Source organism: Paenibacillus sp. FSL H8-0034 (genome assembly GCF_038000305.1).
GTDB lineage: Bacteria > Bacillota > Bacilli > Paenibacillales > NBRC-103111 > Paenibacillus_S.
Genome location: NZ_JBBOBS010000001.1, coordinates 7,905,319 through 7,929,882 on the forward strand (window position 1 = coordinate 7,905,319; position 24,564 = coordinate 7,929,882).

At 42.7% G+C, this 24,564-nt stretch carries 21 protein-coding genes; 6 read left to right on the top strand and 15 right to left on the bottom strand.

Features of this window, described 5'->3' with window-relative positions; genetic code table 11:
• Window positions 1–4 precede the first annotated feature (4 nt).
• The 5 genes from NST47_RS35295 to NST47_RS35315 form a co-directional block, all read right to left on the bottom strand.
• Window positions 5–634, bottom strand: coding sequence for an acetyltransferase (locus NST47_RS35295; protein ID WP_341159288.1), 630 nt, complete (start codon window positions 632–634; stop codon window positions 5–7).
• A gap of 10 nt (window positions 635–644) precedes the next feature.
• Window positions 645–1,583 carry a GDP-mannose 4,6-dehydratase gene (locus tag NST47_RS35300; RefSeq protein ID WP_341159289.1) on the bottom strand — a complete coding sequence of 313 codons (939 nt, stop codon included), beginning with the start codon at window positions 1,581–1,583 and terminating at the stop codon, window positions 645–647.
• Window positions 1,584–1,598: 15 nt separating this feature from the next.
• Window positions 1,599–2,600, bottom strand: a complete 1,002-nt coding sequence (gene gmd, locus NST47_RS35305; RefSeq protein ID WP_341159290.1) for a GDP-mannose 4,6-dehydratase — start codon at window positions 2,598–2,600, stop codon at window positions 1,599–1,601.
• Window positions 2,601–2,709: 109 nt separating this feature from the next.
• Entirely contained in the window at window positions 2,710–3,786 is a 1,077-nt protein-coding gene (locus NST47_RS35310; RefSeq protein ID WP_341159291.1) for a mannose-1-phosphate guanylyltransferase, read from the bottom strand.
• 1 nt (window position 3,787) lies between these two features.
• Window positions 3,788–4,954 (bottom strand): glycosyltransferase, encoded by a 1,167-nt coding sequence (locus NST47_RS35315; protein ID WP_341159292.1) that lies wholly within the window; start codon window positions 4,952–4,954, stop codon window positions 3,788–3,790.
• Between the two features lie 907 nt (window positions 4,955–5,861).
• Between NST47_RS35315 and NST47_RS35320 the strand changes: the two genes are divergently transcribed.
• The 5 genes from NST47_RS35320 (at window position 5,862) to NST47_RS35340 (ending at window position 13,830) form a co-directional block, all read left to right on the top strand.
• Entirely contained in the window at window positions 5,862–6,998 is a 1,137-nt protein-coding gene (locus NST47_RS35320) for an IS4 family transposase (protein WP_341159293.1), read from the top strand.
• A 94-nt stretch (window positions 6,999–7,092) separates the two neighbouring features.
• Window positions 7,093–9,558, top strand: coding sequence for an O-antigen ligase family protein (locus tag NST47_RS35325; protein ID WP_341159294.1), 2,466 nt, complete (start codon window positions 7,093–7,095; stop codon window positions 9,556–9,558).
• A 238-nt stretch (window positions 9,559–9,796) separates the two neighbouring features.
• Window positions 9,797–11,386: an S-layer homology domain-containing protein gene (locus tag NST47_RS35330; protein WP_341159295.1), complete on the top strand. Its 1,590-nt coding sequence runs from the start codon at window positions 9,797–9,799 to the stop codon at window positions 11,384–11,386.
• Window positions 11,387–11,535: 149 nt separating this feature from the next.
• On the top strand, window positions 11,536–13,248 hold the full coding sequence (locus NST47_RS35335; RefSeq protein ID WP_341159296.1) for a hypothetical protein: 1,713 nt from the start codon (window positions 11,536–11,538) through the stop codon (window positions 13,246–13,248).
• 72 nt (window positions 13,249–13,320) lie between these two features.
• A complete protein-coding gene (locus NST47_RS35340) occupies window positions 13,321–13,830 on the top strand; it encodes a hypothetical protein (protein WP_341159297.1) in 510 nt (169 codons plus the stop codon).
• Window positions 13,831–14,019: 189 nt separating this feature from the next.
• Here the strand turns inward: NST47_RS35340 and NST47_RS35345 are convergent, their stop codons facing one another.
• From NST47_RS35345 to NST47_RS35390, 10 genes are all read right to left on the bottom strand, one after another.
• Window positions 14,020–14,784, bottom strand: coding sequence for an SDR family NAD(P)-dependent oxidoreductase (locus NST47_RS35345; RefSeq protein WP_341159298.1), 765 nt, complete (start codon window positions 14,782–14,784; stop codon window positions 14,020–14,022).
• Window positions 14,785–15,013: 229 nt separating this feature from the next.
• Window positions 15,014–16,651, bottom strand: a complete 1,638-nt coding sequence (gene groL / locus NST47_RS35350) for a chaperonin GroEL (protein WP_076235488.1) — start codon at window positions 16,649–16,651, stop codon at window positions 15,014–15,016.
• Between the two features lie 176 nt (window positions 16,652–16,827).
• On the bottom strand, window positions 16,828–17,109 hold the full coding sequence (gene groES / locus NST47_RS35355) for a co-chaperone GroES (protein WP_076235489.1): 282 nt from the start codon (window positions 17,107–17,109) through the stop codon (window positions 16,828–16,830).
• A gap of 233 nt (window positions 17,110–17,342) precedes the next feature.
• Window positions 17,343–18,104: a twin-arginine translocase subunit TatC gene (gene tatC / locus NST47_RS35360; protein ID WP_341159299.1), complete on the bottom strand. Its 762-nt coding sequence runs from the start codon at window positions 18,102–18,104 to the stop codon at window positions 17,343–17,345.
• Window positions 18,105–18,140: 36 nt separating this feature from the next.
• Entirely contained in the window at window positions 18,141–18,431 is a 291-nt protein-coding gene (locus tag NST47_RS35365; protein WP_341159300.1) for a twin-arginine translocase TatA/TatE family subunit, read from the bottom strand.
• Window positions 18,432–18,467: 36 nt separating this feature from the next.
• On the bottom strand, window positions 18,468–19,472 hold the full coding sequence (locus NST47_RS35370) for a molybdopterin-binding protein (RefSeq protein WP_341159301.1): 1,005 nt from the start codon (window positions 19,470–19,472) through the stop codon (window positions 18,468–18,470).
• Window positions 19,462–19,962 (bottom strand): molybdopterin adenylyltransferase, encoded by a 501-nt coding sequence (gene mog / locus NST47_RS35375; RefSeq protein WP_076235493.1) that lies wholly within the window; start codon window positions 19,960–19,962, stop codon window positions 19,462–19,464. Before mog ends, NST47_RS35370 begins: the two co-directional genes overlap by 11 nt.
• A 41-nt stretch (window positions 19,963–20,003) precedes the next feature.
• Window positions 20,004–20,486: a cyclic pyranopterin monophosphate synthase MoaC gene (moaC, locus tag NST47_RS35380; protein ID WP_341159820.1), complete on the bottom strand. Its 483-nt coding sequence runs from the start codon at window positions 20,484–20,486 to the stop codon at window positions 20,004–20,006.
• 96 nt (window positions 20,487–20,582) lie between these two features.
• Window positions 20,583–21,218: a 5-formyltetrahydrofolate cyclo-ligase gene (locus NST47_RS35385; RefSeq protein WP_076235494.1), complete on the bottom strand. Its 636-nt coding sequence runs from the start codon at window positions 21,216–21,218 to the stop codon at window positions 20,583–20,585.
• 225 nt (window positions 21,219–21,443) lie between these two features.
• Window positions 21,444–22,214 carry a helicase-related protein gene (locus NST47_RS35390; protein WP_341159302.1) on the bottom strand — a complete coding sequence of 257 codons (771 nt, stop codon included), beginning with the start codon at window positions 22,212–22,214 and terminating at the stop codon, window positions 21,444–21,446.
• A gap of 373 nt (window positions 22,215–22,587) precedes the next feature.
• Here NST47_RS35390 and NST47_RS35395 point away from each other — a divergent pair, with 373 nt between their 5' ends.
• Entirely contained in the window at window positions 22,588–24,552 is a 1,965-nt protein-coding gene (locus NST47_RS35395) for an ABC-F family ATP-binding cassette domain-containing protein (protein WP_341159303.1), read from the top strand.
• Window positions 24,553–24,564: the final 12 nt, after the last annotated feature.

Here is a 24,564-nt window from a genome sequence, read left to right on the forward strand (position 1 = left end):
CCTTTTATATATATTTTCTTGCCGGTACACCGACAACTTTCACATTCGAAGGAATATCTGAAATGACGGCTGAACCTGCTCCTATAATTACCCATTCTCCAATTTTGATTTCAGGGATTACGCTTGAGCCAATACCAATAAAAGACCCTTCCCCTACATTTACGCATCCTGCTAGTGAAACCCTCGGGGCAATATGTGTGTGCGAGTTTATTATACAATCATGATCAATACACGCCAACGTATTAACTATGATATTATCCCCCAATACTGCACATGCGTTTATAACAGAGCCAGGCATTACAACCACACCATCACCAATGCTAGCATATGGTGAAATATGCGCATATGGACTTATAGCATTAATTGGTTTGAACCCGAACTCTAGAAGATTATTATATAACTTTTTACGCAACTTATTATCACCAATCGCTATAAAAAATGAACGAATGCCTTTGTCAAATAGAGCGGGCAAGTTCGAATCATCGCCCACATAGGGAACACCACATAAACTTTTATCACTGTCAAGTGGTGAAGTGAATCCAATAATCTCATAATTATTAGAACTTTGGAGAATATCAATGACTACCTTTGCATGTCCTCCTCCACCTATTACAACTACTTTATCACGTTGCATAATAAGCCTCCTATTGGTCACACACTTGAACTCTATGTCTCCAATAGTCAAGTAAGTCACTCATTGTGTCTTTAAGGTCATATTCAGGTAACCAATCTGTATGAAGTTGTAATTTAGCGTTGTTTCCAACGCGAATAACTGGATCCTTTTCTCTTACCTTTTCGGAATCCACTTTAATTACTGAATCTTTAACATTTGAAGACGATAATAATAGATTTAACATCTCTAGTATGGAGATACCATTATTAGACGAAACATTATAAACTTGCCCGCTTATACCATCTTTCATTAGCAAGTAATAGGCGTTTACGACATCTCTAACATCTAGAAAATCGCGTACTACATTAACATTTCCTGCATGAATAATTTTTTCATTATGCAATTCCATACCAGCAATTTGCTTGGCAAAGTTAGAACATACATAATCTGAAGATTGTTGTGGACCAGTATGATTAAAAGGCCGCGCTCTGATTATTCTCATATTAAATGTTTTGGCATACTGTTCGCTTATTATATCTGCACAAGCTTTAGCTCCGGCATAAGGATTGTTAGGATGAAGTAGATCATCTTCGTTAAAAGGAGTTCCAATTCCCTCCCCATATACCTCTGCTGATCCAACGAATAATATTTTCGAATCAAGTTCCAGTTTTCTTAAAGATTCATACAATATGATTGTTCCATTGACAATTGTATTGTAAGTTTCCATCGGATTTTTATAAGACGCTGGAATAAATGCAGACCCCGCAAGATGGTATATCTCATCCGGTCTCACCATTTTTATTACTTGTTCCACTTTTGTGGAATCTGTAATATCACATGGAATATAATGAACTTGTTTACTGTTGGGATGTGTTCGTGAGAGTCCGACTACTTCGTAATCATTTTCTAATAACTTATCACATAAAAAAGTTCCTACAAATCCACTTACTCCAGTTATAAGAGCTTTCATTAGAAACTCACTTTCTTAAACTTTACTTCCAATATTTGAAAAATTAGCATTCAAGCGTCTCACTCGTTCCAGGTCTGCATCAACCATTAATTGTACAAGTTGTACAAAAGTCGTTTTTTGTGGAGTCCAGCCTAATTGTTTAACAGCCTTGGCAGGGTCTCCGAGTAATAAATCAACTTCAGCCGCTCTAAAGAATTTAGGATCAGTAATAACGTAATTTTCGTAATTTAAACCTACATAACTAAATGCAACTTCACAAAAATCTCTTACCGAATGCATCTCACCAGTAGCAATAACAAAATCATCCGGATGATCTTGTTGAAGCATAAGCCACATGCATTCAACATAATCTTTTGCAAAACCCCAATCTCTCATTGCATCAAGGTTCCCAAGTCTGAGATCATTTTGAAGCCCAAGCTTGATTCTCGCTACAGCATTGGTAATTTTCCTTGTAACAAACTCAACTCCGCGACGAGGTGATTCATGATTAAATAATATTCCTGCGCAAGCAAACATATCAAAACTTTCACGGTAGTTAATTGTCATCCAATGCCCATATACTTTTGCTACACCATAAGGACTTCTCGGATAAAACGGAGTTGTTTCCGTTTGAGGATTTTCTACTACCTTACCAAACATCTCACTGCTTGATGCTTGGTAAAACCGTGCATCTGGCTTTACAATACGTACGGCTTCCAGAATATTGGCAACACCTATAGCAGTAACTTGTCCAGTTAGTATAGGTTGATCCCATGAAGTCCCCACAAAAGATTGAGCGGCTAAGTTATATACTTCATCAGGGTTGGCAACTTTTATTGCGTGAATAAGTGAACTCATATCAAGTAAATCACCGTCAATAAATTCAATTTCTTCTTCAATATGTTGAATATTTTCAAGAATAGGAACACTCGTTCTCCTTCGTAACGCATACACTTTATAACCTTTTCCTAATAATAATTCCGCTAAATATGAACCATCTTGACCAGTTATTCCTGTAATTAATGCATGTTTTTTCATAGTTAAAACTTCTCCTTTTATCTGAGTTAGTTCATATATTATTATTTTTACCATTGACTTATCAAGTCTTCGAGCATTAACTTTGTATTATGCAAGATAGTATAACTATCTAGAGATATTTTTCGAGCTTTTGGATCTTAAGTTCTCTAATCAAAGACTTAATTTCCTGTGCCTTTTCTTTCTTACAAATCAGTGTTACATCTTCAGTCTCAACTATAATGAGATCTTCGACACCGAGTGTAGCAATTAATTTTCCATTACTCTCAATAATACATCGTTTGGTGTCTATATTTATTGTATTCCCTCTTATAACATTCCCATTATCATCAAGATCATCAATACGTTCCAATGCAGTCCAGCTTCCAACATCATCCCAACCAAGCATGCAAGGTATTACATATATATCGTTTGCTTTTTCCATAATACCATAGTCAATCGATTGGTCCGGCATTTTAGAAAACTCTGATTTAATAACTTCATTCCGTTCATCCAGTAAAAAAGCTGCTTTCATAGTCTCTAGAAGATCATGTATTTCAGGCATGAGTTTTTTAATATAAGCTCGAATAACAGAAGTTTTCCATACAAAAATACCACTATTCCAATAATAATTGCCCGCTTTTAAGTAACTATCAGCTGTCTTCTCATCAGGTTTCTCAACAAACTTATTAACTTTAAAAACAGATAAGTCATTTATTTGAATTGCTTGATTTGTACTTTCTATATAACCATATCCTGTTTCTGGATAAGTAGGTGTAATCCCTAAAGTTACTAAGTTTTCACCTTGTTCACTAGCCAGTACAGCTGTTTGTAAAATATTGATAAATTCATTTTCATTTTTTATTATATGATCTGATGGAATTACAATCATTGAGCTTTCAGGGTATTTTTCCTCTATTATTATTGATGCAAGACCGACACAAGGAGCTGTATTGCGACCTACAGGCTCTATAATTATATTGTCTAAAGGAAGACTAGGTAGTTGCACCTTGATTAATTCTGCATATAATTCATTTGTAATAATAAAAATTTGTTCAACAGGTACTAAGGTTTGCAAACGATAAACTGTTTGTTGGATCATTGATTTATTTCCAGATATATTCAAAAATTGTTTAGGCAAATGTACACGACTTCGAGGCCAAAATCTTTCTCCTCTTCCCCCTGCCATAATCACACATGTAGTTGTCATTTTACCCTCCAAACTTCCACTTAAATATATAATCTAATCTTTTTCGTATCAGTTGACCTATAACTATTGGCGAATGCAAGCTTTTAATATGTGATTCACCTTCTGAAGAAATCATATTATAATATTCCTTATTACTAATAAGTTTTATCATATATTCACTTGCATGTTGCACGCTTGGATCGGCCCAATACTGATAAGACTTATAAGGTCCATAATCTTTCTCTAATTGAACTAGTTTGTAATCCACAAGACATGCATTTTTCTCATTCATAAAATCGGTGTTTGACGACCAATTCGTACCGATTACTGGTTTCCCAAGATACATAGCCTCAGCAAAACCAAGACCAAACCCTTCGCTCCGATGCAACGAGATAAAACAGTCGGTAACATTAATTAATGCATTAACATCATTTCTACTTATGGTTTCATCAATAAGGTATATATTTTTATAATTAGAAATTAATTCAGTCAGCATATCTAACCCATTGAAGTTGCTCTTAAAGCGATTCACTTTAACAACTAACCCAACATTCATATCGTTGGGTCCAAATGCAAGCTTAAATGCATCAATTGAAGCTTTGGGGTTTTTCCTTTCCGAAAAACTTTTCACATCGAACATTGTGAGGAATAGAAAAGCTTTTTCAGGCAACTTATAGTATGCACGATTCCGTTGCTCCATAATTTTCACTTCAATAGAATGAGGGATTTTTATTACTGGAACTGGACTTTTTATAGAAATAGCATCCCCAACAAACGTTGATGGTACCCAAATTTCATCCACATACTTAAAACTATTTTGCCATTCGTCAGGAAAATCAGGCAACTCCCAGTGCCAGTAGCCAATATTATATCGGTTCTCAAATAAAGAGTTTCCATACAACAAATTGATCTCAGGCATTTGTTCAGCATTAATATGAAAAACGTTAACACTGTAAGAAGGAACTGAGATTTCTTTGTGTGCCCATGTTAAGTCAGACAATCTTGAATTGCTTATCCCTGTAAAATTGATTATTCCAAAAGGAACCCCTACAGCATTTAAACTGTTGGCAGCTAATCGACATGATTCACCTACTCCCATTTCAGCTCTTGCATATCCCAGCAAATTTATACCCTCAACAACTTGTTTTTCATGTATTATTACTTCATCTTTTTGAATAGGGGATGCCATCGTCAGCAACACTTTCCTAGCATATTGTCTACCGCGGAATGGGACAATACGTACTATTACAGGTCGCAAGAAACTGGCTACCTTATACAAAAAACGAGAAATTTTTTTGTTTATTTCATAACACCACCAAAAAAGCATATTATTTTATTACATTCAAAAAGACTAAAAAGATTGTCGAAATCCTTAACATTCATGTCAAGTATACTTTAAATTAATGCTTCCGTCGAGAATAAGCATTAAAAACCTTAACGTAAATTATAACCAAAACATCTTGCCGCAGAAATAATATCATAGTATAGTTCGATACTAACATACAAATTACGCTAACAAATACAGCAATTTTATACTATATAAATAAAAATTGGAACCTCCCTTCTTCAAAACGTTAAGGATTCCTTAATGAGAGTATTCCAAATTCTAGATTTTAGATACAAAAATGACTACGTAGAATTAAAGTTTATACTATTCGACTTATTGTAAATGATAGAGATAATCGAACTCAATCACAAAATTATTCTAAATCACAAAAGCTTGTTGTCGAAGTAAATATATAAATCAAAAAATTTGGAGTATACAATTAGATTATGGTAACATATTGTCGTAAATATAAATACATTACGACAGATTCATTATAGAATCGGCAATATATAGAATTAAACAATCAGTTCTATTTTACTCAATTAACTGTCTCATTATGGAAGTATCATAGACGTAATGATTGACAAAAAATGACACTATTTGACGAATGACCTGATCTACGAGGTAGCCAGTGCCGAAACGAAGGACTATGGAACTTTAGCATAATTTACCCTTAGGACCTGTTGAATAACCACAAAATGGTAGAAAAAGAGCCGCCAAATCGGTAAAATGTTTGTACCCCTACAAACTCCCGAAAGGTGGCGACTCCATGAAAAAGTCTACCACGATCCTGTCTATTCTTCAATCCATTTTGAGCCAAGAAGAGGTCGAATCCGTCGTCAAAGAGGTAGGGTACGAAGATAAAGCCCGTAAATTTACGGTACACCAGTTGTTACAGTATTGGTGCACGGCGGCTTACGAAGAATGGCCGAGTTATCGTGCTGGTGCCGATCGTGCATCCCTCAGCGGCTTGCCAGAAGTTCATTATTCTCGGTTTTCAAGTAAAGCGGCCGAAGTACCGTTTGCCGTATTTAAGGAACTGCTTCATTTACTTATCCGTAAGTGCAACCGGGAAGCCCGCCGAAAATTGACTTTTCCGAAGGAACTGCTTCTCATCGACTCCACCACGGTGACGGTAGGTAAAGTCCGTTTGCCTTGGGCTCCTTATCATGGCGAACGCGCAGGTATCAAATTACATGTGGCTCTTCGGGCCGAGACGCAGCAACCGCTGCAAGTTGTGGAAACCGTCGGCTCTCGACACGACGGGCCGGTGAGCGAAAGCCTGACTCAGTCCTCTTTCATCCTGGTGATGGACCGGGCATATGGCAAGCTAGAACGTCTGGATCGCTACAAAATAGACGGACAATCCTTTGTCGTTCGCCTACGCGACAATATCCATCTGGAAAAACCAAAAGCATTGCGTCGCCAAAGTCCGACGGATTCTCCGGTCATTCGCGACATCACCTGCCAGCTCGGAACCCCTCAATGTCGTTCGGAAAAACGTCATCGGGTCGTGATCTTTCGAGATTTCGAAGGCCGTGAAATCCGAGTGGTGACCAATTTGATGCAAGTAACACCGGAGCAAATCGCGCAGATGTACAAAGCTCGCTGGCAGATCGAAGTCTTTTTTCGCTGGATCAAGCAGCATTTGAACCTTACTACGCTATTCGGCACCACCGAAAATGCCGTGTATGGCCAATTATTTACGGCTTTAATGGTTTATGTTCTGCTCACCAGGTTGTTTGACGCCGTTTCCACGGGAATGTCTCGGCATGCAAAGCTCTCGTTTGTTCAGTTTTCACGCTTTTTCGTTCTTGGTAAGTTACCCGTTGAATGGATCGTTTGTATTCAGCGCTTTATTCAAACGTATGTCTCTGTTGAGATTAGAGTTACAAAATCTGGTTAATCAACAGGTCTGCATTTATTTAATAGTTTATAGTACAAAGAGAGAACATTTAAGTTCATCATTTCATTGGTTTACTACTATTAGGAGGAAAGATATGTCTTATAAAAATCCCGCTTATTCTGAACAAAGTACATTGAAAACTGAAAAGTCTTCTATTCTACTTTGGCTATTAACTACCTTCACTACTCTCTTCCTTTTCTGGGCCCCCTTCCAGAAAGCCCTATTCAACGGAAACACCTTTGACTTCGAAAGGCCCTTATACAGTTCATTCATTTGGGGCTCCATTATTCTTTTTTTATTATCAATATTTTTGTTTTATAACTGGAAATTCAAGCATGCTTCAGATCTACTAAGTTTAGCTATTTGGTTGATACCCTTAAGTTTTATAATCTCATTAGTTTCCGCCGCATCCTCATACTACGCTGTTAACATCATGTACATTCAATTGATCTATACCATTTTCTTCTTACTTGGGATTTACATTAGTAGAAGTGATCTTGGTGTGACTGTCTTACGTAGCGCTCTTTTGGCCTCTAGTTACTTTGTCGTAATATTTGGCTTATTTAACTGGTTTGGCAACAAAGAAGGTATATTTAGTATTGTTAAATGGTTTGCTGGCACTATGTCGGGTCTTGGTTCCTATAGTGATGCTGTAATGACAGATGCTAATGGACTTCGTCTTACATCAGTGTTTCAGTATGCGAACTCCTATGCTGCCTTTCTTATTGCACTTCTACTTTGCTCTATATATTTGACAGTGACTTCAAAAAAATGGGTATTTACACTTCTTCATAGCTTTATGACTGTAACCATCATTGTTTCCTTTTTCCTCACGCTTTCCAGAGGGGGACTCGTTATTCTGCCTGTTGTATTATTATTGATTCTTCCCTTTTTAAAACCTTATAAACAAATTTTGTTCATCATTCATTTAATTGTATCGTTCATTATTTCTTTGCTAATTTTAAACAAATTAACAACTATAGGAATTGAACTCAACAAGCAATATACGTCATCGCTTTCTTTACAAGGATGGGGCATATTAATTGCTGCCTCTTTAATTAGCGCTGGAATATCCTTCTGTATTCAAAAATATGTCACAGGTATCCTTGAGAATAGAATGACAAAGTTCCAAACTAAACGTTTCTCGAGCCTCATCATACCTCTGACAGCTTTAATTGTAGGTACGATCGGTGTAGTCCTTATCTTTCAAGATACCGGGTTTACCAGACTTCTGCCAGAGAACATCAAAATCCGTTTAGAAAACATTAATTTCCAGCAGCACAGTGTACTGGAAAGAGGAACCTTCTATGCCGATGCAATCAAATTATATAAAGATTATCCTATTATCGGTGCAGGTGGAGGCGCTTGGTCTGCCCTTTATGAAAAATATCAAAATAACCCCTATGTTAGTCGTCAAGCTCACAATTTCTTTCTTCAATATTTAGTTGAAGTGGGCGCCCTGGGGTTCCTTATATTGTTGTTAGTTATTGGAGCGACATATTATTTTTTTATTACCAAATTCATCACAAACAAATCCGAAACAGACGAATTCCGCTTCGTCTTCTATATTGTCACAATTTCGTTGCTTGTTCACAGTATGATTGACTTTGATTTAAGCTATGTATATTTAGGGATTCTTGTATTCTTATCCTTAGGAGCAATGATTTCAAAGGTTGATATCGGGCAATTGAGTACAAAATGGAGTATGGTTGAGAAATATCGTTGGATTTATCCGTCAATTTTGCTAGTCATCTCCTTGATTATGTTCTTTAACTCTGCACAGTTACTAAACGCTAATACAAATTTTAGAAATGCTGTGTCTATGGCTCAAGAAAATAAAAATATCAGTGAAGTGTTTGTTCCTTTAAATAATGCTCTTAGTCAACATCCCAATCATCCTGACTATGCATCCTACAAAGTTGATATACTCTTACAAGCCTACAGCCAGACCAAAGACGAGAGATATTACAATGATGCAGTCAATTTGATTCAATCTGCTCGAAGCAAAGAGCCGTTCAATCGATACTTAATCGATAAGGAAATTTATACACTAACGGTGAAAGAACAATTATCTCAAGCTTTAAAGCTTGTTGATACTGAAACCAGTAATTTCCCATGGGATATTTCATTGTATGAAAAAGCAATATCTCTTAACTTTGATTTGGGGAACAAAGCTCGAGTTGATAAAAATAACACTTTAAAAGATCAATACTGGAACCAGGCGATTGAAACTTATAACAAGATTCAAACCAAGACCAAACAACTAGAATCTCTCCCTAAGGAACAAGCACAAGGTCGCGCATTTGGGTTAACCAAGAGTATCGCTTTGACATTAGGCCAGATCTATTATATTAATGCCAACTATTCAGCGGCTGAAGGCTTCCTCAAATTCGGATTAACCGAACAGTTTGATGATCAGAACAATTTGCAAATGACAAGATGGTACTTGGCCTCCTTACAAAAGCAAAACAAAACAGATCAACCACTATATGACAAGCTGATTGCCAAAGATCCAAAAGAGCGTGATGAGATAAATAAGCTGGTCAACGCAACTTTCTAGCACGAATTACGTCCTATTATTTGGAAGGAAGGTTTTTTATCAAAATACTACCATAGCTAGCTATTAGATGGTAAGATGTAGATTGTATTTTCAATAATACATTCAGTATTTTTATTCTGATTTAACAAAGGCACCAGCCTTGTTATAATACAATCTTCGCTGGAAGGGAGGTGAATCGAGAATGGCGAATTTGAATTTGCAAGACCTTATAAACAGAGGAACAAATAGGAGGAATACTGTGTTAAATCGTACTTTCGTTAAAAAAATATCTGCAATGCTTTCTTTAATGCTTATTATTGCAATCATGGTTCCAGTATTAGCTTTCGCAGCAACCGCAGGTTTTTCAACTGCAAAATATGAATACGGAAATGTTACAGGTTCTGTATATTCCGATGTTTATGCAGTCGGTGCTGGAGATTCAGTGTATGTTTATGTATATAGCGGTGGCAGTATTGTTACTACAACAACAGCTACATACAGCACTTACAGCGATGGCAAATACTACTATAACTTTACTGCACCTGCCATTGGATACAACACTTTAGATCTAGTTACAAAAGTTACTTACAACAATACTGTATCCGATCTTGTATACCAAACTGTTAACAGAATTAACACTGGTAGCAACAACAGTGGTGGCGGCGGCGGTGGCGGTGGTGGCGGTTCCAGCATAAGCAACGGTGCAATTTCCGTTTCCAGTGATGGTTTCGTTGACTCCAACACTTTATCTTCTGCTTTAACAGCTGGTGACATTACATTGAAGCTTTCCGGTACTGTTGCTTTGCTTCCAGCTTCTGCTCTGGTAGGAAATGGTTCCAAAACAATTACAGTTACTAATGACTTCGGTACTTATGTATTGCCAGTTTCCGTTTTCAAATTGGAAGATATCGCTAAATCTTTGAATATTGAAGTTAAAGATTTGAAAATTAAAGTTACTATTGCAAAAGCTGATTCCACTACATCTGATGCTGTTAAAGCAGCAGCAACTGCAGTAGGCGGAACTCAATTGGCTGATGCTGTAGACTTTAATGTTGTTGGTATTGACAAAGACGGTAAAACAACATCGGTTGACTTCGGTAAAACTTATGTTTCCCGTTCCGTTAATGTTTCCAAAGCTGTTGATGCTTCCAAAACAACAGGTGTTCTGTACAACGAAACAACGAAGAAAGTAAGCTTTGTTCCAGCTACTTTCACTACTGTTGACGGTAAGAATGTAGCTAACATCAAACGTAATGGTAACAGTATTTATACTGTTGTTGAATCCAACAAAAGCTTTGCTGACGTTGCTTCCCATTGGTCCAAAAACGATGTTGAGCTGCTTGCTAACAAGCTGGTTGTAGAAGGCTCCACAGATACAACTTTTGAACCTGAACGCAACATCACTCGTGCTGAATTTGCAGCATTGGCAGTTCGTTCCCTTGGTTTAACTTCTGCTGCACCTGCTAGCACATTCAGCGATGTGAAGTCTGATGCTTGGTATGCAAGCGCAGTAGCTACAGCTACTTATGCAGGCATTATCAATGGCTACGAAGACAACACATTCCGTCCTGATGCTCAAATCACTCGTGAAGAGTTGGCTGCTATCGTAATTCGTGCGATGGACTATGCCAGCATCGGCACTAATGTAACAGATCCACAGTCCGTATTGAGCAAGTTCAAAGATTCCAACAAAATCGTATGGGCTCAAAGAGAAATCGCTGCTGCAGTAAACGCTGGTATTATCAATGGTTTGACTGACGATACAATCGGTTCCGCAAGCAAAGCTACTCGTGCACAATCTGCAACGATGTTGAAGCGTTTCTTGAGTACAGCTAACTTCATTAACTAGTTTTAATCAAATGGGACTCGATACTTCGGTATCGGGTCTTTTTTGTATGATAATAAAAGTTAAACTATCCATTAATTAATATTAATAAAGTATCTTACATCCTCTAGTATGCTATCATAAAGATAGAAGTTTTATTGGGGAGGATTCTGATGTTAGAACATGCCAATGTCAAAAATAGCGCTGTAAAAAAAACCTCAACGGATCAAGTTTCACCTATTCAGCAGCAACCCAGCATGATGACATCAACGCAAGGCAGCCCCGTTACTAATCGAGCTTTAGGATTTTCCAATGAAAACATGATACATATGCAGCGGACTGTAGGGAACCAGGCGATTCAGCGAATGTTTACATCTTCACATCGTACAGGCAGTTCGACCATTCAACGTGAAGTCACTGCGGAAGCACCCGAAACAGTCGCTGCGCCTGCCAGCGAAGCTGCAGCCAGTAATCCAATCGCAGCTCCAGCCACCAATGTCCCCGCCGAAGCAGCTCCGATTGCTGGCTTGTCAGCAGGAGCACCCATTATAGCTGCACCTTCGCAACAAGCACGTCCGGCACCTACCAAGGATTTACAAAAATATCACAACTATAATGTAGTATTTGAATGGTTTAAGGGACGTGCGGAAAAAGAAAAGAAGGCGGGATTATTCGGATATTTTGACGATTTGACTACCGGAGAAAAGATGTCTGCGATCAAAGCCATGTGTGGTAATGATCGTACGCCAACTATTGATAAGGCAAAAAAGACGATGCTCACAGGCGTCTTCACCAAGACGGTGGACTGGGACCGTTTCTCAGAGATTAGTCGTGAAGCCAAGGCCAAGAACATTACTAACTACAATGCTGATCAGGCACGAGACTATGCGTCCTATGCAGCAATCGGAACATCTGGAGCTACGAGCGGTGTATCCGGTACCGCCGCTATGAGCAATACGCTCGGGGCCGGTGGCGCCCTTTCGGTTGCCAATGCAGTTGCACCGGCAGCAGGTGTACTGAGCGGAGTGGCTTCCGTATCGCAAATATACAATGCATCCGAAAACTATGATTCAAGCTTGTCTACAGCTGGTAAAGCACAAGTATTAGGATCAGAGGCTTCGGGTGGAGCAGCTGATTTGACACGTTTCACCGCGGGTACGGTTAATGGTGTCAGAACCTTCGGGGGAATGGCTGCCAGTGGTGCGGCTACTGCTGCCGCAGGTGCGGCAGGGGTTGTTGGAGGCGCAGCTTACCTGGCTGGTGGAGTCGCCGGCTACGTAGAAAGCAGCAGAAACCAGAAGAAGCTGGCGGAGCTCGAGAAAGGTTTTAGCGCTAAGGGAAGCACGGTTGAAACCGAGCAAGCTAAACAACATCAGAGGGATTTAGGTCTGGCTGCCAATCTGGGAGGATCCACCCAAACTATTAATAAAACCAAGAGCGCCGTAACTGCCGCCAAAGGAGCCCTGATGATCGCAGGAGGCGCTGTAATGCTGGCAGCTGCGTTGTCTCCAGTCGGTCCTATCCTGCTCGCAGCAGCTGCTATTCTCGGTGGAATCGGGGCTATCGTCAAATTTTACAAAAAATCCAAACGGCAGGAAACCTTTGTCGACAAAGCCTTGAACATTGATAAAGAGATGACCAAGCCGGAGAATGCAGGACTTAGTCGTGAAAAGGTACGTCAAGGTGTTCTTGAGGCACACGGCTTCAATAACGTAGGACAATGCTATAATCAACTTGTAACCGATCTCGCCTCTATGCTCTATGAGGGTGGGGTTGCCGGTCAGGATGATGAGGCCAAATCGGTTATTGAAGGCATCGGACTTGAGGTCAACCGACTTAAGAAAAAACCAGGCAAAGATTTGATTGCCAAAAAACTGCATACTTAATTCATTTAACCCATTTGAGACAATCGCTTGTCTGCTCTTTCAAGGACCAGCCTATGTATGGAGGTAATACTTATGGCAGCTGCTACTGATTTTACGGATTCGTTTCTCCGCCAATTCCAACAATATTATATGAAGCTTGACGTTCATAACCACTGGGCTGAACCAACAAATGATTCACCCTATCCATCTTTGATCTTGCGTTTTGATGAAATCGGCGAACGCTTCACGATTGTTGATCTGGAACTATGCTTCCTGCCAGGGATGGAATCGTTCACTGAAGAAGGAGTTGCCATTTTACAAACATTTGCTGTACTAAGAAACAACGTCCCTCCCTCAACCTATACCCAACTACTTGCAGAAACAGCGAAAATTAATATCCAGCTGCCCCTTGGCGGATTTGGCCTGTTTACAGATACGGGTGTTCTTTATTTTAAACACAATACGATCCTGCAGCGCGACTGGCTTAGCAGCTCGCAAGCCATAGAGCATTTGGACCGCCAAAATGCGCTTGTTCTTCATCAGCTCTACTTATTTACGGATCAGCTGCTGAATATTTCCGAGGGGCATGAAGGCGGCCAATAAATCCCCCTGCAAAGGCGTACAGTTCGTTTCTCCAAAATAGTCCACTTTCTCCACTTGAGCTGTGTGTTACTTTTGTTCAACTTATATATGTAAGAAACTCAGCAAGGCAGCAAACAAGCGTCTTTTACCACTGCTCGACGTGGTCGAAATGCTTGTTTTCTTGTCGTTCTATCAGCCTTCAGGCTTCGCTCATTGAACTGTGCTGCCACCATCCACATGTATGATTTGTCCAGTAATCTGGGTAGCATGATCACTTGCCAGAAACACGGCTACGGATGCTGTATCCTCACCTGTTTGCAGACGACCAAGTGGTAATGTTTTGCCTTTTTCAATTATCCAGTCCAGATTTTTCCCATTCAAGGCCTGTACCTCAATTTCACGCTCTGTCGCCACCCATCCCGGATTGATGGCATTGACCCGGATGCGGTCGCTGGTTAAGGCTCCAGCCAAATTCCGGGTTAATGTCGAGATCGCCCCTTTGGAAACCGAATAGGCAAACAGCTCAGGTGATCCGACTGCGGCATGACTTGAACTCATATTAATGATCGCCCCACCCCCACGCTTCTTTAACCAAGGTGCTGCCGCCTGGCACATCAAAAAGACTCCCTTTACATTGATCGACATCACCCGATCCCATAGCTCTTCGGTCGTATCGAGCATCATACTGCGTGGATAAATGCCTGCATTATTGACGAGAATATCCAATCCTCCAAAATACTCGTCGGCCTTGCTAGCGATTCGCTGTACGTCCTCGGACAACGTAACATCACCCTGAACGAAAATAACGTTTAATCCTTCCTCAACCAGCGCCTTGGCTGCTTCCTCTCCTTGATGGCTCATATCTGCGATGATGACACTTGCGCCCGCACGCGCCAAGCCCTGAACGATACTGTATCCGATACCGCTTGCTCCTCCGGTAACAATAGCTGCTTTATTTTCCAATGGTACATACATCGTAATCCCATCATCCTTCCGTATTTTTACTGATGCATCTGGTGATGCGTCCTAACATCAGTCTAGCACCAAATGATCCGAATTGGGAATCAGAATCGTAGAACTAAAAAAAGACCTTTCACAAGTTCATTGAACTCATAAAAGGTCTCTTTTGGGATATGGATGCTGCAGCCCGGATAGCCCTGTAAAAGAATATCAGGCTGCAGTGTCATAGCAGTCAGTGCGCTTCTTAGAAGCCGCCCATTCCGCCCATGCCACCCATTCCACCCATATCAGGCATAGCTGGTTTGTCTTTTTCCGGTTTGTCAGCGATAACCGCTTCTGTAGTTAAGAAGATAGCTGCAACGGATGCTGCATTTTGCAATGCGGAGCGTGTTACTTTCGCCGGATCTACGATACCAGCGTCGAACATGTTCACCCATTCGCCAGTTGCTGCGTTGTAACCAATGCCTACAGCTTCTTTTTTCAGACGCTCAACGATAACGGAACCTTCTTGACCAGCGTTAGCTGCAATCGTACGTACAGGCTCTTCAAGAGCACGCAGAACGATGTTCACGCCAGTTTGCTCGTCGCCATCGTTGCTTTTTACAGCAGCTACAGCCGCATATACGTTAACAAGGGCAGTACCACCGCCGGATACGATACCTTCTTCAACAGCAGCACGAGTTGCGTTCAAAGCATCTTCAATGCGAAGCTTGCGCTCTTTAAGCTCAGTTTCAGTAGCTGCACCCACTTTGATTACCGCTACGCCGCCAGCCAATTTAGCCAAACGCTCTTGCAATTTCTCTTTATCGAAATCGGAAGTTGTTTCTTCCAATTGTGAACGGATTTGGGAAATACGAGCGCCAATGTCTTTCTTGTCGCCTGCACCGTCAACGATGATTGTGTTTTCTTTAGTTACACGAACTTGACGAGCGGAACCCAATTGATCCGGTTGCGTCGATTTCAGGTCAAGACCCAGCTCTTCAGTAATTACTTGTCCGCCAGTTAATGCTGCAATATCCTGAAGCATAGCTTTACGACGATCGCCAAAGCCTGGAGCTTTAACAGCTACGCAAGTGAATGTGCCACGAAGACGGTTAACAACCAGTGTTGCCAATGCTTCGCCTTCAACATCCTCAGCGATGATGACAAGCGGTTTGCCTTGTTGAACAACTTTTTCAAGCACAGGCAAAATTTCTTGAATGTTGGAGATTTTTTTGTCAGTGATCAAGATGTACGGATTTTCCAAAATAGCTTCCATTTTGTCCGTATCTGTGATCATGTATGGGGAAATGTATCCACGGTCGAATTGCATACCTTCAACCACTTCAAGCTCAGTTGCAAAGCCTTTGGACTCTTCAACCGTAATAACGCCGTCTTTGCCCACTTTTTCCATCGCTTCAGCGATCAATTGACCTACTTCGTCGTCAGCAGCCGAGATAGCAGCAACTTGAGCGATCGATTGTTTGCCTTCGATAGCTTTGGAAATGTTTTTCAATTCTTCTACAGCTGCTCTAACCGCTTTGTCGATACCTTTACGGATAACCATTGGGTTCGCGCCTGCAGTTACGTTTTTCAAGCCTTCACGAATCATCGCTTGAGCCAATACAGTTGCAGTTGTTGTACCGTCACCAGCAACATCATTGGTTTTGGTAGCTACTTCTTTAACCAGTTGAGCACCCATGTTTTCGAATGCATCTTCCAATTCAATTTCTTTAGCGATCGTTACACCATCATTGGTGATTAACGGGCTGCCGAATTTTTTTTCAAGAACAACGTTACGACCTTTAGGGCCCAAAGTGATTTTTACTGCATTGGCAAGCGCGTCAACACCACGAAGCATTGCGCGGCGAGCATCTTCACTAAATCTGATATCCTTAGCCATTGTGTGAAACCCTCCTGAAATAAATGTATTTGAACAACGTTCCGTTTATCTTCACAAGAAACATCAGATACCTTCTGCTGGACTGATCCTGAATGTATGCTGATGCTATAAGTAAAAGCCGGCTAAATTCGCATTAGCAGCTGGTGATAGTCTATAAGTATAGGATCTTCTGTTAACTACTCGATAACGGCAAGAATGTCGCTTTCGCGCAATATAAGAAGCTCGCGTCCTTCAAATTTCACTTCAGTACCTGCATATTTCGAGAAAATGATGCGGTCGCCTTCTTTAACTTCAAGCGCAACACGCTCTCCATCTTTCAGTACGCCACTGCCTACCGCTACAACTTGACCTTCTTGCGGTTTTTCCTTAGCAGTTTCAGGCAAGAAGATTCCACTTGCTGTTGTTTCCTCTTTAGCAATGGCTTCAATAATTACGCGATCACCTAACGGTTTGATCATGAGAAAATGTCCTCCTTTGAAATATGGTTCTGAATTTTTAAGTTACTGTTAGCACTCGAATATGTTTAGTGCTAACAACACTTATTATGATAATCAGTTTCGTAACATTTTGCAAGTTTTTTTAATTAATTTACACAACTTCATCATTGTATCCATTGAAATTGTTATTATACAACCGGCCTATTAAAGAAAAAAACCACATTTGCAGCTCCAATCCGGCTGTAAATGCGGTATTATTTGGGACCGAATTCCTCTTCCCATTCCTGATCCTTGATCAGCTGTTTGCGGTATATAGATCCCGATAGCCACACACTGACCTCGTAAAGCAAAATCATCGGCAGCGATACGACCACAGCGGAAATCAGATCCGGTGGCGTGATCATCGCAGCAACGATCACAAGAATCATATAGGCATAACGGCGTAGTTTGTGAAGTCTTTTGGGATTGAGAATGCGCAGCTTCGTAAGAAACATAATAATAATCGGCAGTTCAAAGATTAGCCCGATCGGCAGCAAAATGTTAAACATAAACGTAAAATATTGCGTGATCCCATAGGTTTCCTTGATGTCCAACCGTTCGGAAATTTCCGAAGTAAAGATAAATGCCATTTTAAAAACGACAAAATAAGCAAAAGCCAAACCGATCAAAAATAGTAGAAAAGCAAGCGGGATAAAGATCAGTGAAGCCTTTTGTTCTTCAACACGCAGACCCGGCTTGAGGAAAGACCATATTTGATACAACGCAAAGGGCAAAGTGGCAATCAGACCTGTAACCAAAGCAAAATTCATATACAGCTTGATGGAATCCCATGGAGAAAAGGCGTTCCAGGCAATCCCTGATGCAGGGGGAACATTTTTTAGATACAGGATTAACGGCTGTGCCACGATAATACCAATCACCATGCCACCTATTAACACGAGCAACACCCAAATAATCCGTTTGCGCAGCTCACCAAGATGCTCGACCAAGGACATGCCTTCATCATTATTCGTCATGATTCACCAACTTTAGCTTGTTGTAGATACACCTGTTTAATCCGGAAGCCTTCGGGAATCCTTTTGTTGCGTAGTTGCTTGAGGAGATGGCTGTACTATAGGCTCCTGTTGGCTTGCAGCTGCTGGAGCAGCCGGCTGAGAAGGAGGTGTAACATCCTTCCGTCCTTTTTCAGGCTCGGATTCAGTGGCAGCACTCATCAGGTCGTTGGCACCGTTTTTAAAATCACGCAGCGTCTTGCCAAGGGCACGACCCAGCTCAGGCAGCTTGTTCGGACCGAACAAAATCAACGCCACAACTGCAATCAGCAGGATATGGGTAATACTCATATCGTCCAGCTCCATTTCTTGTTTATCTTTAACAATTTAACATCCGTACAATCCGCCGTAGCCCATTTCCGTAATATCGGCTCGGACAATCGTTTCTCCAGCGCATATACGAGGCAGCAGCACGTCAAAGGAAGTATAAGGATCATGCATCACACAACCAGGCAGCCCCATAATCGGCACCTCATCCAAATAACCGATCAGCAGCATCGAGCCCGGCAGCATAGGAGTGCCGTAGCTGACGATTCGTGCCCCGGCCTGCTTGATAGCACCTGGCGTCCGGTCGTCAGGGTCAACGGACATTCCGCCAGTCACAAGAATCAGGTCTGCCTTCTGCTCTTCCAAAAAGTAACGGATCTCACGCACAATCGTGTCACTTTCATCAGGGGCCAGCCGCTGTTCGATGACCTCGGAGCCGAGCGCAGCTACTTTATCGCGTACGATAGGGCCAAATTTATCCTGAATACGGCCCTTGAAGACCTCGCTGCCGGTCGTGATCAGCCCTACACGCAGGGACCGAAATGGCTTGACTTCGATCACGGATGCTGAAGCACCCGCCGCTAACGATTCTACCTGTCCAACCTTCGCTTCCTCGACCACAAGCGGAATCACTCTGGTCCCACTGAGCGATTGACCGGGCTTGACGACCGTATTCGTCTTGATCGTTGCCAGCACAATCTGCTCGATTGCGTTGATCGCATCAACAGCTGTCTTGTCGATTTTGGCCAATCCATGAATCGCTGCCTTTAGATTGATTTTCCCCTCGTGAGGAGCAGTCAGCTCCAAATTGGGTCCTGCAACGGCCCTCGCCATACGCAGTGCCGCTTCATCCTCATGCAGCCACCCCGGTTGAAGATCGAGCACATAAATATGCTCCTTACCAATATTTAATAACGCAGGAATGTCCTCTTCACGGACAACATGACCTTTTGTAAACAAGCGGCCTTTGAATTGCCCAGGAATGATTTGCGTCAAATCATGTGCCAGTACCAATCCAATGGCCTCTTCCACCCTGACTTCCCGCAGCATCGCTTCAGGTTTCATTGCCATGATCTCCTACAAGGCCGGTCAAAATGCCAAGTGCATGCGGCAATTGGCCCATAATCGCCTCCAAATTTTCAGAGACACCCTTGGGGCTTCCTGGCAGGTTAATAATGAGGGTTCTGCCGCGTAGTCCGGAAACCGCTCTGGACAGCATCGCTTTGGGTGTTTTTTGCATAGAAATCATACGCATCGCTTCGGCAAATCCAGGAGCCTGTCGATCAATTACAGCGAGAGTCGCTTCTGGCGTTACATCTCGTGCAGCAAGACCGGTTCCACCAGTCGTCAAAATCAGATCGACCTTGAAATAATCGGTCATTTCAATCAATGCAGCCATAATCTCATCTTTCTCGTCCGGTACGACCCGATACTCAATGATTTCTCCATTGATCTCTTCTTCAATCAACTCACGAATAACCTGGGCGCTCGTATCTTCCCGCTCTCCTCGGAAACCTCGGTCGCTTGCGGTCAAAATCGCCACCTTCCAACGCATAAGCTTACTCCTCCCCATGGCTCCATTGTAACGTATAGTTATTAAGAATCAGTGTCATTTCTATGAAAATCGCCGCTTTTACCACCTGTTTTGCTAACCAGCAGCGTAGGACCGATAATCATCCCTTTTTCCGCTGCCTTACACATATCATACACGGTGAGTGCAGCGGCTGAGACAGCGGTCAATGCCTCCATTTCAACACCGGTCAGGCCCTTGGTCCTGACACTTGCTTCTATGTATAATTCATTCATTCCATTATCGGAAAAGCGGACATCCACCCCCGTCAAGGAAAGGGGATGGCACATCGGAATCCAGTCGGATGTTTTCTTGGCAGCCATAATCGCCGCAACCTGGGATACCGCCAGAACATCCCCCTTTCCAATTCTGCCTTCTTTGATCAATTCGAGCGTGGAAGGCTGCATCGTAATAGTAGTCCGTGCGGTAGCGACGCGGCTGGTCTCCTGCTTGTCCGATATGTCGACCATCCGGGCTCGACCCTGCTCATTAAAATGGGTTAGCGGCATTGGCTCGGTCACAAGGAAAGACTCCTTTCGATTCAAACGATAGTAAAGTGCGGCGCGAAAAAGACACATCATCAGACAATACAGCTGAATCTTGCTTTAAATCGATTTTGTTGTTTTGGGCGCACGAATCGTTCTCGCTTCCGTAATCAGTTCATCTAATCGGAAATCGAACAGCCCCATAGGAACTTCCTGAATAATCTGGGTGTCAAAAGCACCTGCAATAATGTAAGGCTTCGTATATCCGGACCGAACATACTGCTGCATGAACCGATCGTAGTAGCCCCCACCGTAACCCAGCCGTCCCAAATGGGAGTCAAATGCCAAGCCCGGTACAAGAACCACATCAATATGTCGGATATCGATGGAATGCTGTGGCGTATCAGCCGCTGGTTCCGGTATCCCATATTTCCCCTTTTCCAAATCGGAATAGGAGCGAATTTCATACAGCTTCAGCTTTTGCTCTGGCTGCACCTTCGGTATAAGCACACGGTATTCGCGGGTCCAACAAGACTCCATAATCGGAGTGATATCGACCTCAGACTTAATCGGCATATAAGTAAAAATCGTGGGCTTACGGCCCAATTTTGCGCGTGATTCCAGAACCTCATCAATACGACGTAACATCAGTTCATTAATGCGTGCTGATTTGGTGCTGCGTTCAGTCGGTGTCAGGCCATTTCTTTGCGCCTCGGCCCGGCGTCGCAGCTCTATTTTCCACTCTTTGATATTCATGGCAAGGCCTCTCCTTGATGGTTCGCAACGTGATTAACATCATTCTAACATATCATGAGAAGAAAAACAGTATTCGGTGTCAGCAGGTCTAATTGCCGTTAGCAAAATCCGGCATTTTCCGATCATTTGCTGCCGCTTTATCCATTGGATCCGCATACTGCTGATCATAATTGACAATGTCCAGGCTCCAATACTTCTACAATTTACATAACCTGTGCATCGGACTCAGCTGCGATTGCGTTTTCTCATTCGATAATCGTCGAGAGATAACAGATTGGAGCCTGCTTCCTGTGGAGCTGGTGCAGCCGGAGATTCCATAGATGCCTGTGCCTGAAGTGTAGGCAGCAATGCCTTCCAGGCAGGAGCCCCCTGCTTAATAGACGGCAGCGAGGCTGCAGCGCCTGCATCCAAGGTAGCAGTGCTTTCATGACGCTCATCCATAACAGCAGCATCAATAATCATGTATTCACAACCCAGCTCGCTTAAAAATCGCTGCCTTTGTGTAGCATACTCCTGCTCCTTCGTGTCTCTGGTAACAACTGAGTATATATAGGTATTGTCACCTTCCGAATCAGGATACACATGACGAACGAGCTGCTGCGACTCTTCCTTTCTTGAACCAAATGATCCCGATACTTGAATCATCACACGCGCGTCAGGTATACCAATGGTTGATTTGGCTGCCTTGAAAACAATAAGGGTTCGAAGCTCACCTTGACGGAATTGCTCATACAGCTTGTCACGCTTAGGACTTGCCATTTTGCCTGTAATGAGTGGTGCATCAACCAACTGAGCGATCCGCTCCAACTGGTTCAAATTCTGCCCCAGCACGAGCACCCTTTCATCATCCGAATGCTTGTTCAGCAGCGATCTGACGATATCCACTTTACTTGAAGCCTCAGCTGCAATCCTTGCCTGAGCTCTCGCTTCAGACAATGCATACTCATTGCGTTCCTCCCGCGTCAGTTCGACACTTATTTCCGTACATATAATCATAGCAATCCCCCTTCCTTCTTCAGTGCTTACGTGGTACATGAACCTTCATCTAAAATCCTACCTAGTCGACTGAATCCTTTCATCATTTAAACCGCTGGTATAGCCCGACTGTAAATCTCTTTTCAATAGAGATGAGTAGGCTATATTTTAACATAAACGACAGGCTATCAAAAGAAATGCCAGCAAGTGTCCTTAAAGCTTACAAGCTGAAAAATAACCGCGAACATGATACACTGGTATAGGTTGTTCAAAAAGTCATCGTGGGATCACGAAGCGCGTTTTCTAAGAACACTTGAACTATTCGGTGCTGACTAAAAGACTTTTGGACATATTTTATTATAAGTATGCTTTTAACTATTTGGGAGGATTATGTATGCTGCTGCAAGTATCAGGAATATCGAAAAGCTACGGCATTTCCGCTGTGCTTTCAAATATATCGTTGCAAATCGAGGCTCGTGAACGAATTGGACTAGTCGGTGTTAACGGCGCCGGCAAATCAACGCTGCTGCAAATTATCGCTGGTGAAATGTCTTATGACTCGGGCGAGCTGTTCAAGGCCAAGGAAACGAAAATTGGCTATTTAAAGCAGAATAGCGGTCTCATCTCGGACCGTTCGATCTGGGAAGAAATGAAAAGCGTATTCACGCATTTGGAGGAAGCCGAGCAGGAGCTCCGTCAGCTGGAGATGATGATGGCCGATCCTGCTGTACTGGCTGATGAGAAACAAACGGAAGACACGATGAAAAAGTATGCCGCACGCTCTGAGTGGTTCAAGGAGCAGGGCGGCTATGAAGCAGAAGCACGGATTCGCGGGGTGCTGCATGGGATGGGCTTTGGCGATTTTGCACCGGAAACCTCCGTTAATACTTTAAGTGGCGGTCAAAAAACACGACTGGCCTTAGCCAAGATGCTGCTGCAGGCGCCGGATTTGCTGCTCCTGGATGAGCCTACGAACCACCTAGACATCCCTACACTGACTTGGCTGGAGGGCTATTTACGCTCGTATTCCGGCGCTATTCTGGTCGTTTCGCATGATCGCTATTTCCTTGATGCCTTGGTCGATGCTATCTACGAAATCGAACGAACGCATTCACGCCGTTACACCGGCAATTATTCCAAATATGTCGATACGAAGCAGGCTGATTATGAGACTCAACTGAAGCAGTTTGAAAAACAGCAGGGTGAAATCGCCAAAATGGAGGAGTTCGTTCAGAAAAATATCGTTCGAGCCTCCACAACCAAACGTGCACAGAGCCGGCGTAAAGCACTCGACAAAATGGACAGGCTTGATAAGCCGATGGGCGATTTGAAAAGAGCCCACTTTTCCTTTGAAGTCGAGCAGGCGACAGGCAAGGAAGTGCTGAATGTCCAGCATGTAGCCGTATCTTACGATCAAACCAAGCCCCTGCTAAAGGATGTATCCTTCCAGCTGCGCCGTGGTGATACCGCTGCCTTGATTGGTCCTAACGGGATTGGCAAATCGACACTGCTCAAGGCTTTAATGGGTCAGCAGCAGCCATCAAGAGGTATGATCGATTGGGGCTCTAATGTAAAAATCGGGTATTATGATCAGGAGCAATCCGGGCTGAATCCGGCCAATACGATCATTGATGAGGTATGGAACGCTTTTTCCCATATCGAGGAGGCTCGAATTCGCAAGGTACTAGGCAGCTTTTTGTTCAGCGGTGAGGATGTGTTCAAGAAGATTTCCGCACTGAGCGGCGGCGAGAAGGCAAGAGTCGCACTGGCCAAGCTGATGCTGCAAAAAGCCAATGTGCTTATTCTCGATGAGCCAACCAACCATCTGGATTTGTACAGCCGTGAGGTGCTGGAATCCGCTCTTATGGATTATGAGGGAACGCTGCTGTTTATATCGCATGACCGATATTTTTTAAATAAAATGGCTGAATCGATGCTGGAGTTAACGCGTGTTGGTGTCACCACTTATTTAGGTAACTACGACGACTATGTTGAGAAAAAGCAGGAGCTTGCCGAGATTGAACGGCAGCGACTTCTATTGGAGGCAGCCAAAAGCAAGGGCACCGTTGGCAAAGGTTCAGCTGGCAGTGTCGGACAGCCAGTGGTGGACGCTGCCAGCGGTGGCTACGAGTCTGGCAAGCAGGCCAAGCGCGAGGATCGCGCACGCCAGCGCAAGCTCGAGCAGCTGGAGCAAACGATAGCGCAGCTTGAGGATGAGCTGGTCTCACTGGAGGCCGAGCTTGCCAAGCCGGAGGTCTTTAACGACTACGTACGCGTACAGCAGACGAATGAAGCCATCGAAGGCAAAAAAGCCGAGCTTGCTGACTGCTACGAGCAGTGGGAGCAGTTGGCTGAATAGCCGTAATGTTGC

Excerpts from the sequence above, each read along its gene's own strand:
- tatC (WP_341159299.1), bottom strand. The coding sequence starts at position 18,104 with ATGACGAATAATGATGAAGGCATGTCCTTGGTCGAGCATCTTGGTGAG.
- moaC (WP_341159820.1), bottom strand. The coding sequence starts at position 20,486 with ATGCCGCTAACCCATTTTAATGAGCAGGGTCGAGCCCGGATGGTCGAC.
- NST47_RS35390 (WP_341159302.1), bottom strand. The coding sequence starts at position 22,214 with ATGATTATATGTACGGAAATAAGTGTCGAACTGACGCGGGAGGAACGC.
- NST47_RS35385 (WP_076235494.1), bottom strand. The coding sequence starts at position 21,218 with ATGAATATCAAAGAGTGGAAAATAGAGCTGCGACGCCGGGCCGAGGCG.
- NST47_RS35295 (WP_341159288.1), bottom strand. The coding sequence starts at position 634 with ATGCAACGTGATAAAGTAGTTGTAATAGGTGGAGGAGGACATGCAAAG.
- NST47_RS35325 (WP_341159294.1), top strand. The coding sequence starts at position 7,093 with ATGTCTTATAAAAATCCCGCTTATTCTGAACAAAGTACATTGAAAACT.
- NST47_RS35335 (WP_341159296.1), top strand. The coding sequence starts at position 11,536 with ATGTTAGAACATGCCAATGTCAAAAATAGCGCTGTAAAAAAAACCTCA.
- NST47_RS35310 (WP_341159291.1), bottom strand. The coding sequence starts at position 3,786 with ATGACAACTACATGTGTGATTATGGCAGGGGGAAGAGGAGAAAGATTT.
- NST47_RS35315 (WP_341159292.1), bottom strand. The coding sequence starts at position 4,954 with ATGGCATCCCCTATTCAAAAAGATGAAGTAATAATACATGAAAAACAA.
- gmd (WP_341159290.1), bottom strand. The coding sequence starts at position 2,600 with ATGAAAAAACATGCATTAATTACAGGAATAACTGGTCAAGATGGTTCA.
- NST47_RS35340 (WP_341159297.1), top strand. The coding sequence starts at position 13,321 with ATGGCAGCTGCTACTGATTTTACGGATTCGTTTCTCCGCCAATTCCAA.
- NST47_RS35395 (WP_341159303.1), top strand. The coding sequence starts at position 22,588 with ATGCTGCTGCAAGTATCAGGAATATCGAAAAGCTACGGCATTTCCGCT.
- NST47_RS35365 (WP_341159300.1), bottom strand. The coding sequence starts at position 18,431 with ATGAGTATTACCCATATCCTGCTGATTGCAGTTGTGGCGTTGATTTTG.
- groES (WP_076235489.1), bottom strand. The coding sequence starts at position 17,109 with ATGATCAAACCGTTAGGTGATCGCGTAATTATTGAAGCCATTGCTAAA.
- NST47_RS35345 (WP_341159298.1), bottom strand. The coding sequence starts at position 14,784 with ATGTATGTACCATTGGAAAATAAAGCAGCTATTGTTACCGGAGGAGCA.
- NST47_RS35370 (WP_341159301.1), bottom strand. The coding sequence starts at position 19,472 with ATGAAACCTGAAGCGATGCTGCGGGAAGTCAGGGTGGAAGAGGCCATT.
- NST47_RS35300 (WP_341159289.1), bottom strand. The coding sequence starts at position 1,583 with ATGAAAGCTCTTATAACTGGAGTAAGTGGATTTGTAGGAACTTTTTTA.
- NST47_RS35320 (WP_341159293.1), top strand. The coding sequence starts at position 5,862 with ATGAAAAAGTCTACCACGATCCTGTCTATTCTTCAATCCATTTTGAGC.
- groL (WP_076235488.1), bottom strand. The coding sequence starts at position 16,651 with ATGGCTAAGGATATCAGATTTAGTGAAGATGCTCGCCGCGCAATGCTT.
- mog (WP_076235493.1), bottom strand. The coding sequence starts at position 19,962 with ATGCGTTGGAAGGTGGCGATTTTGACCGCAAGCGACCGAGGTTTCCGA.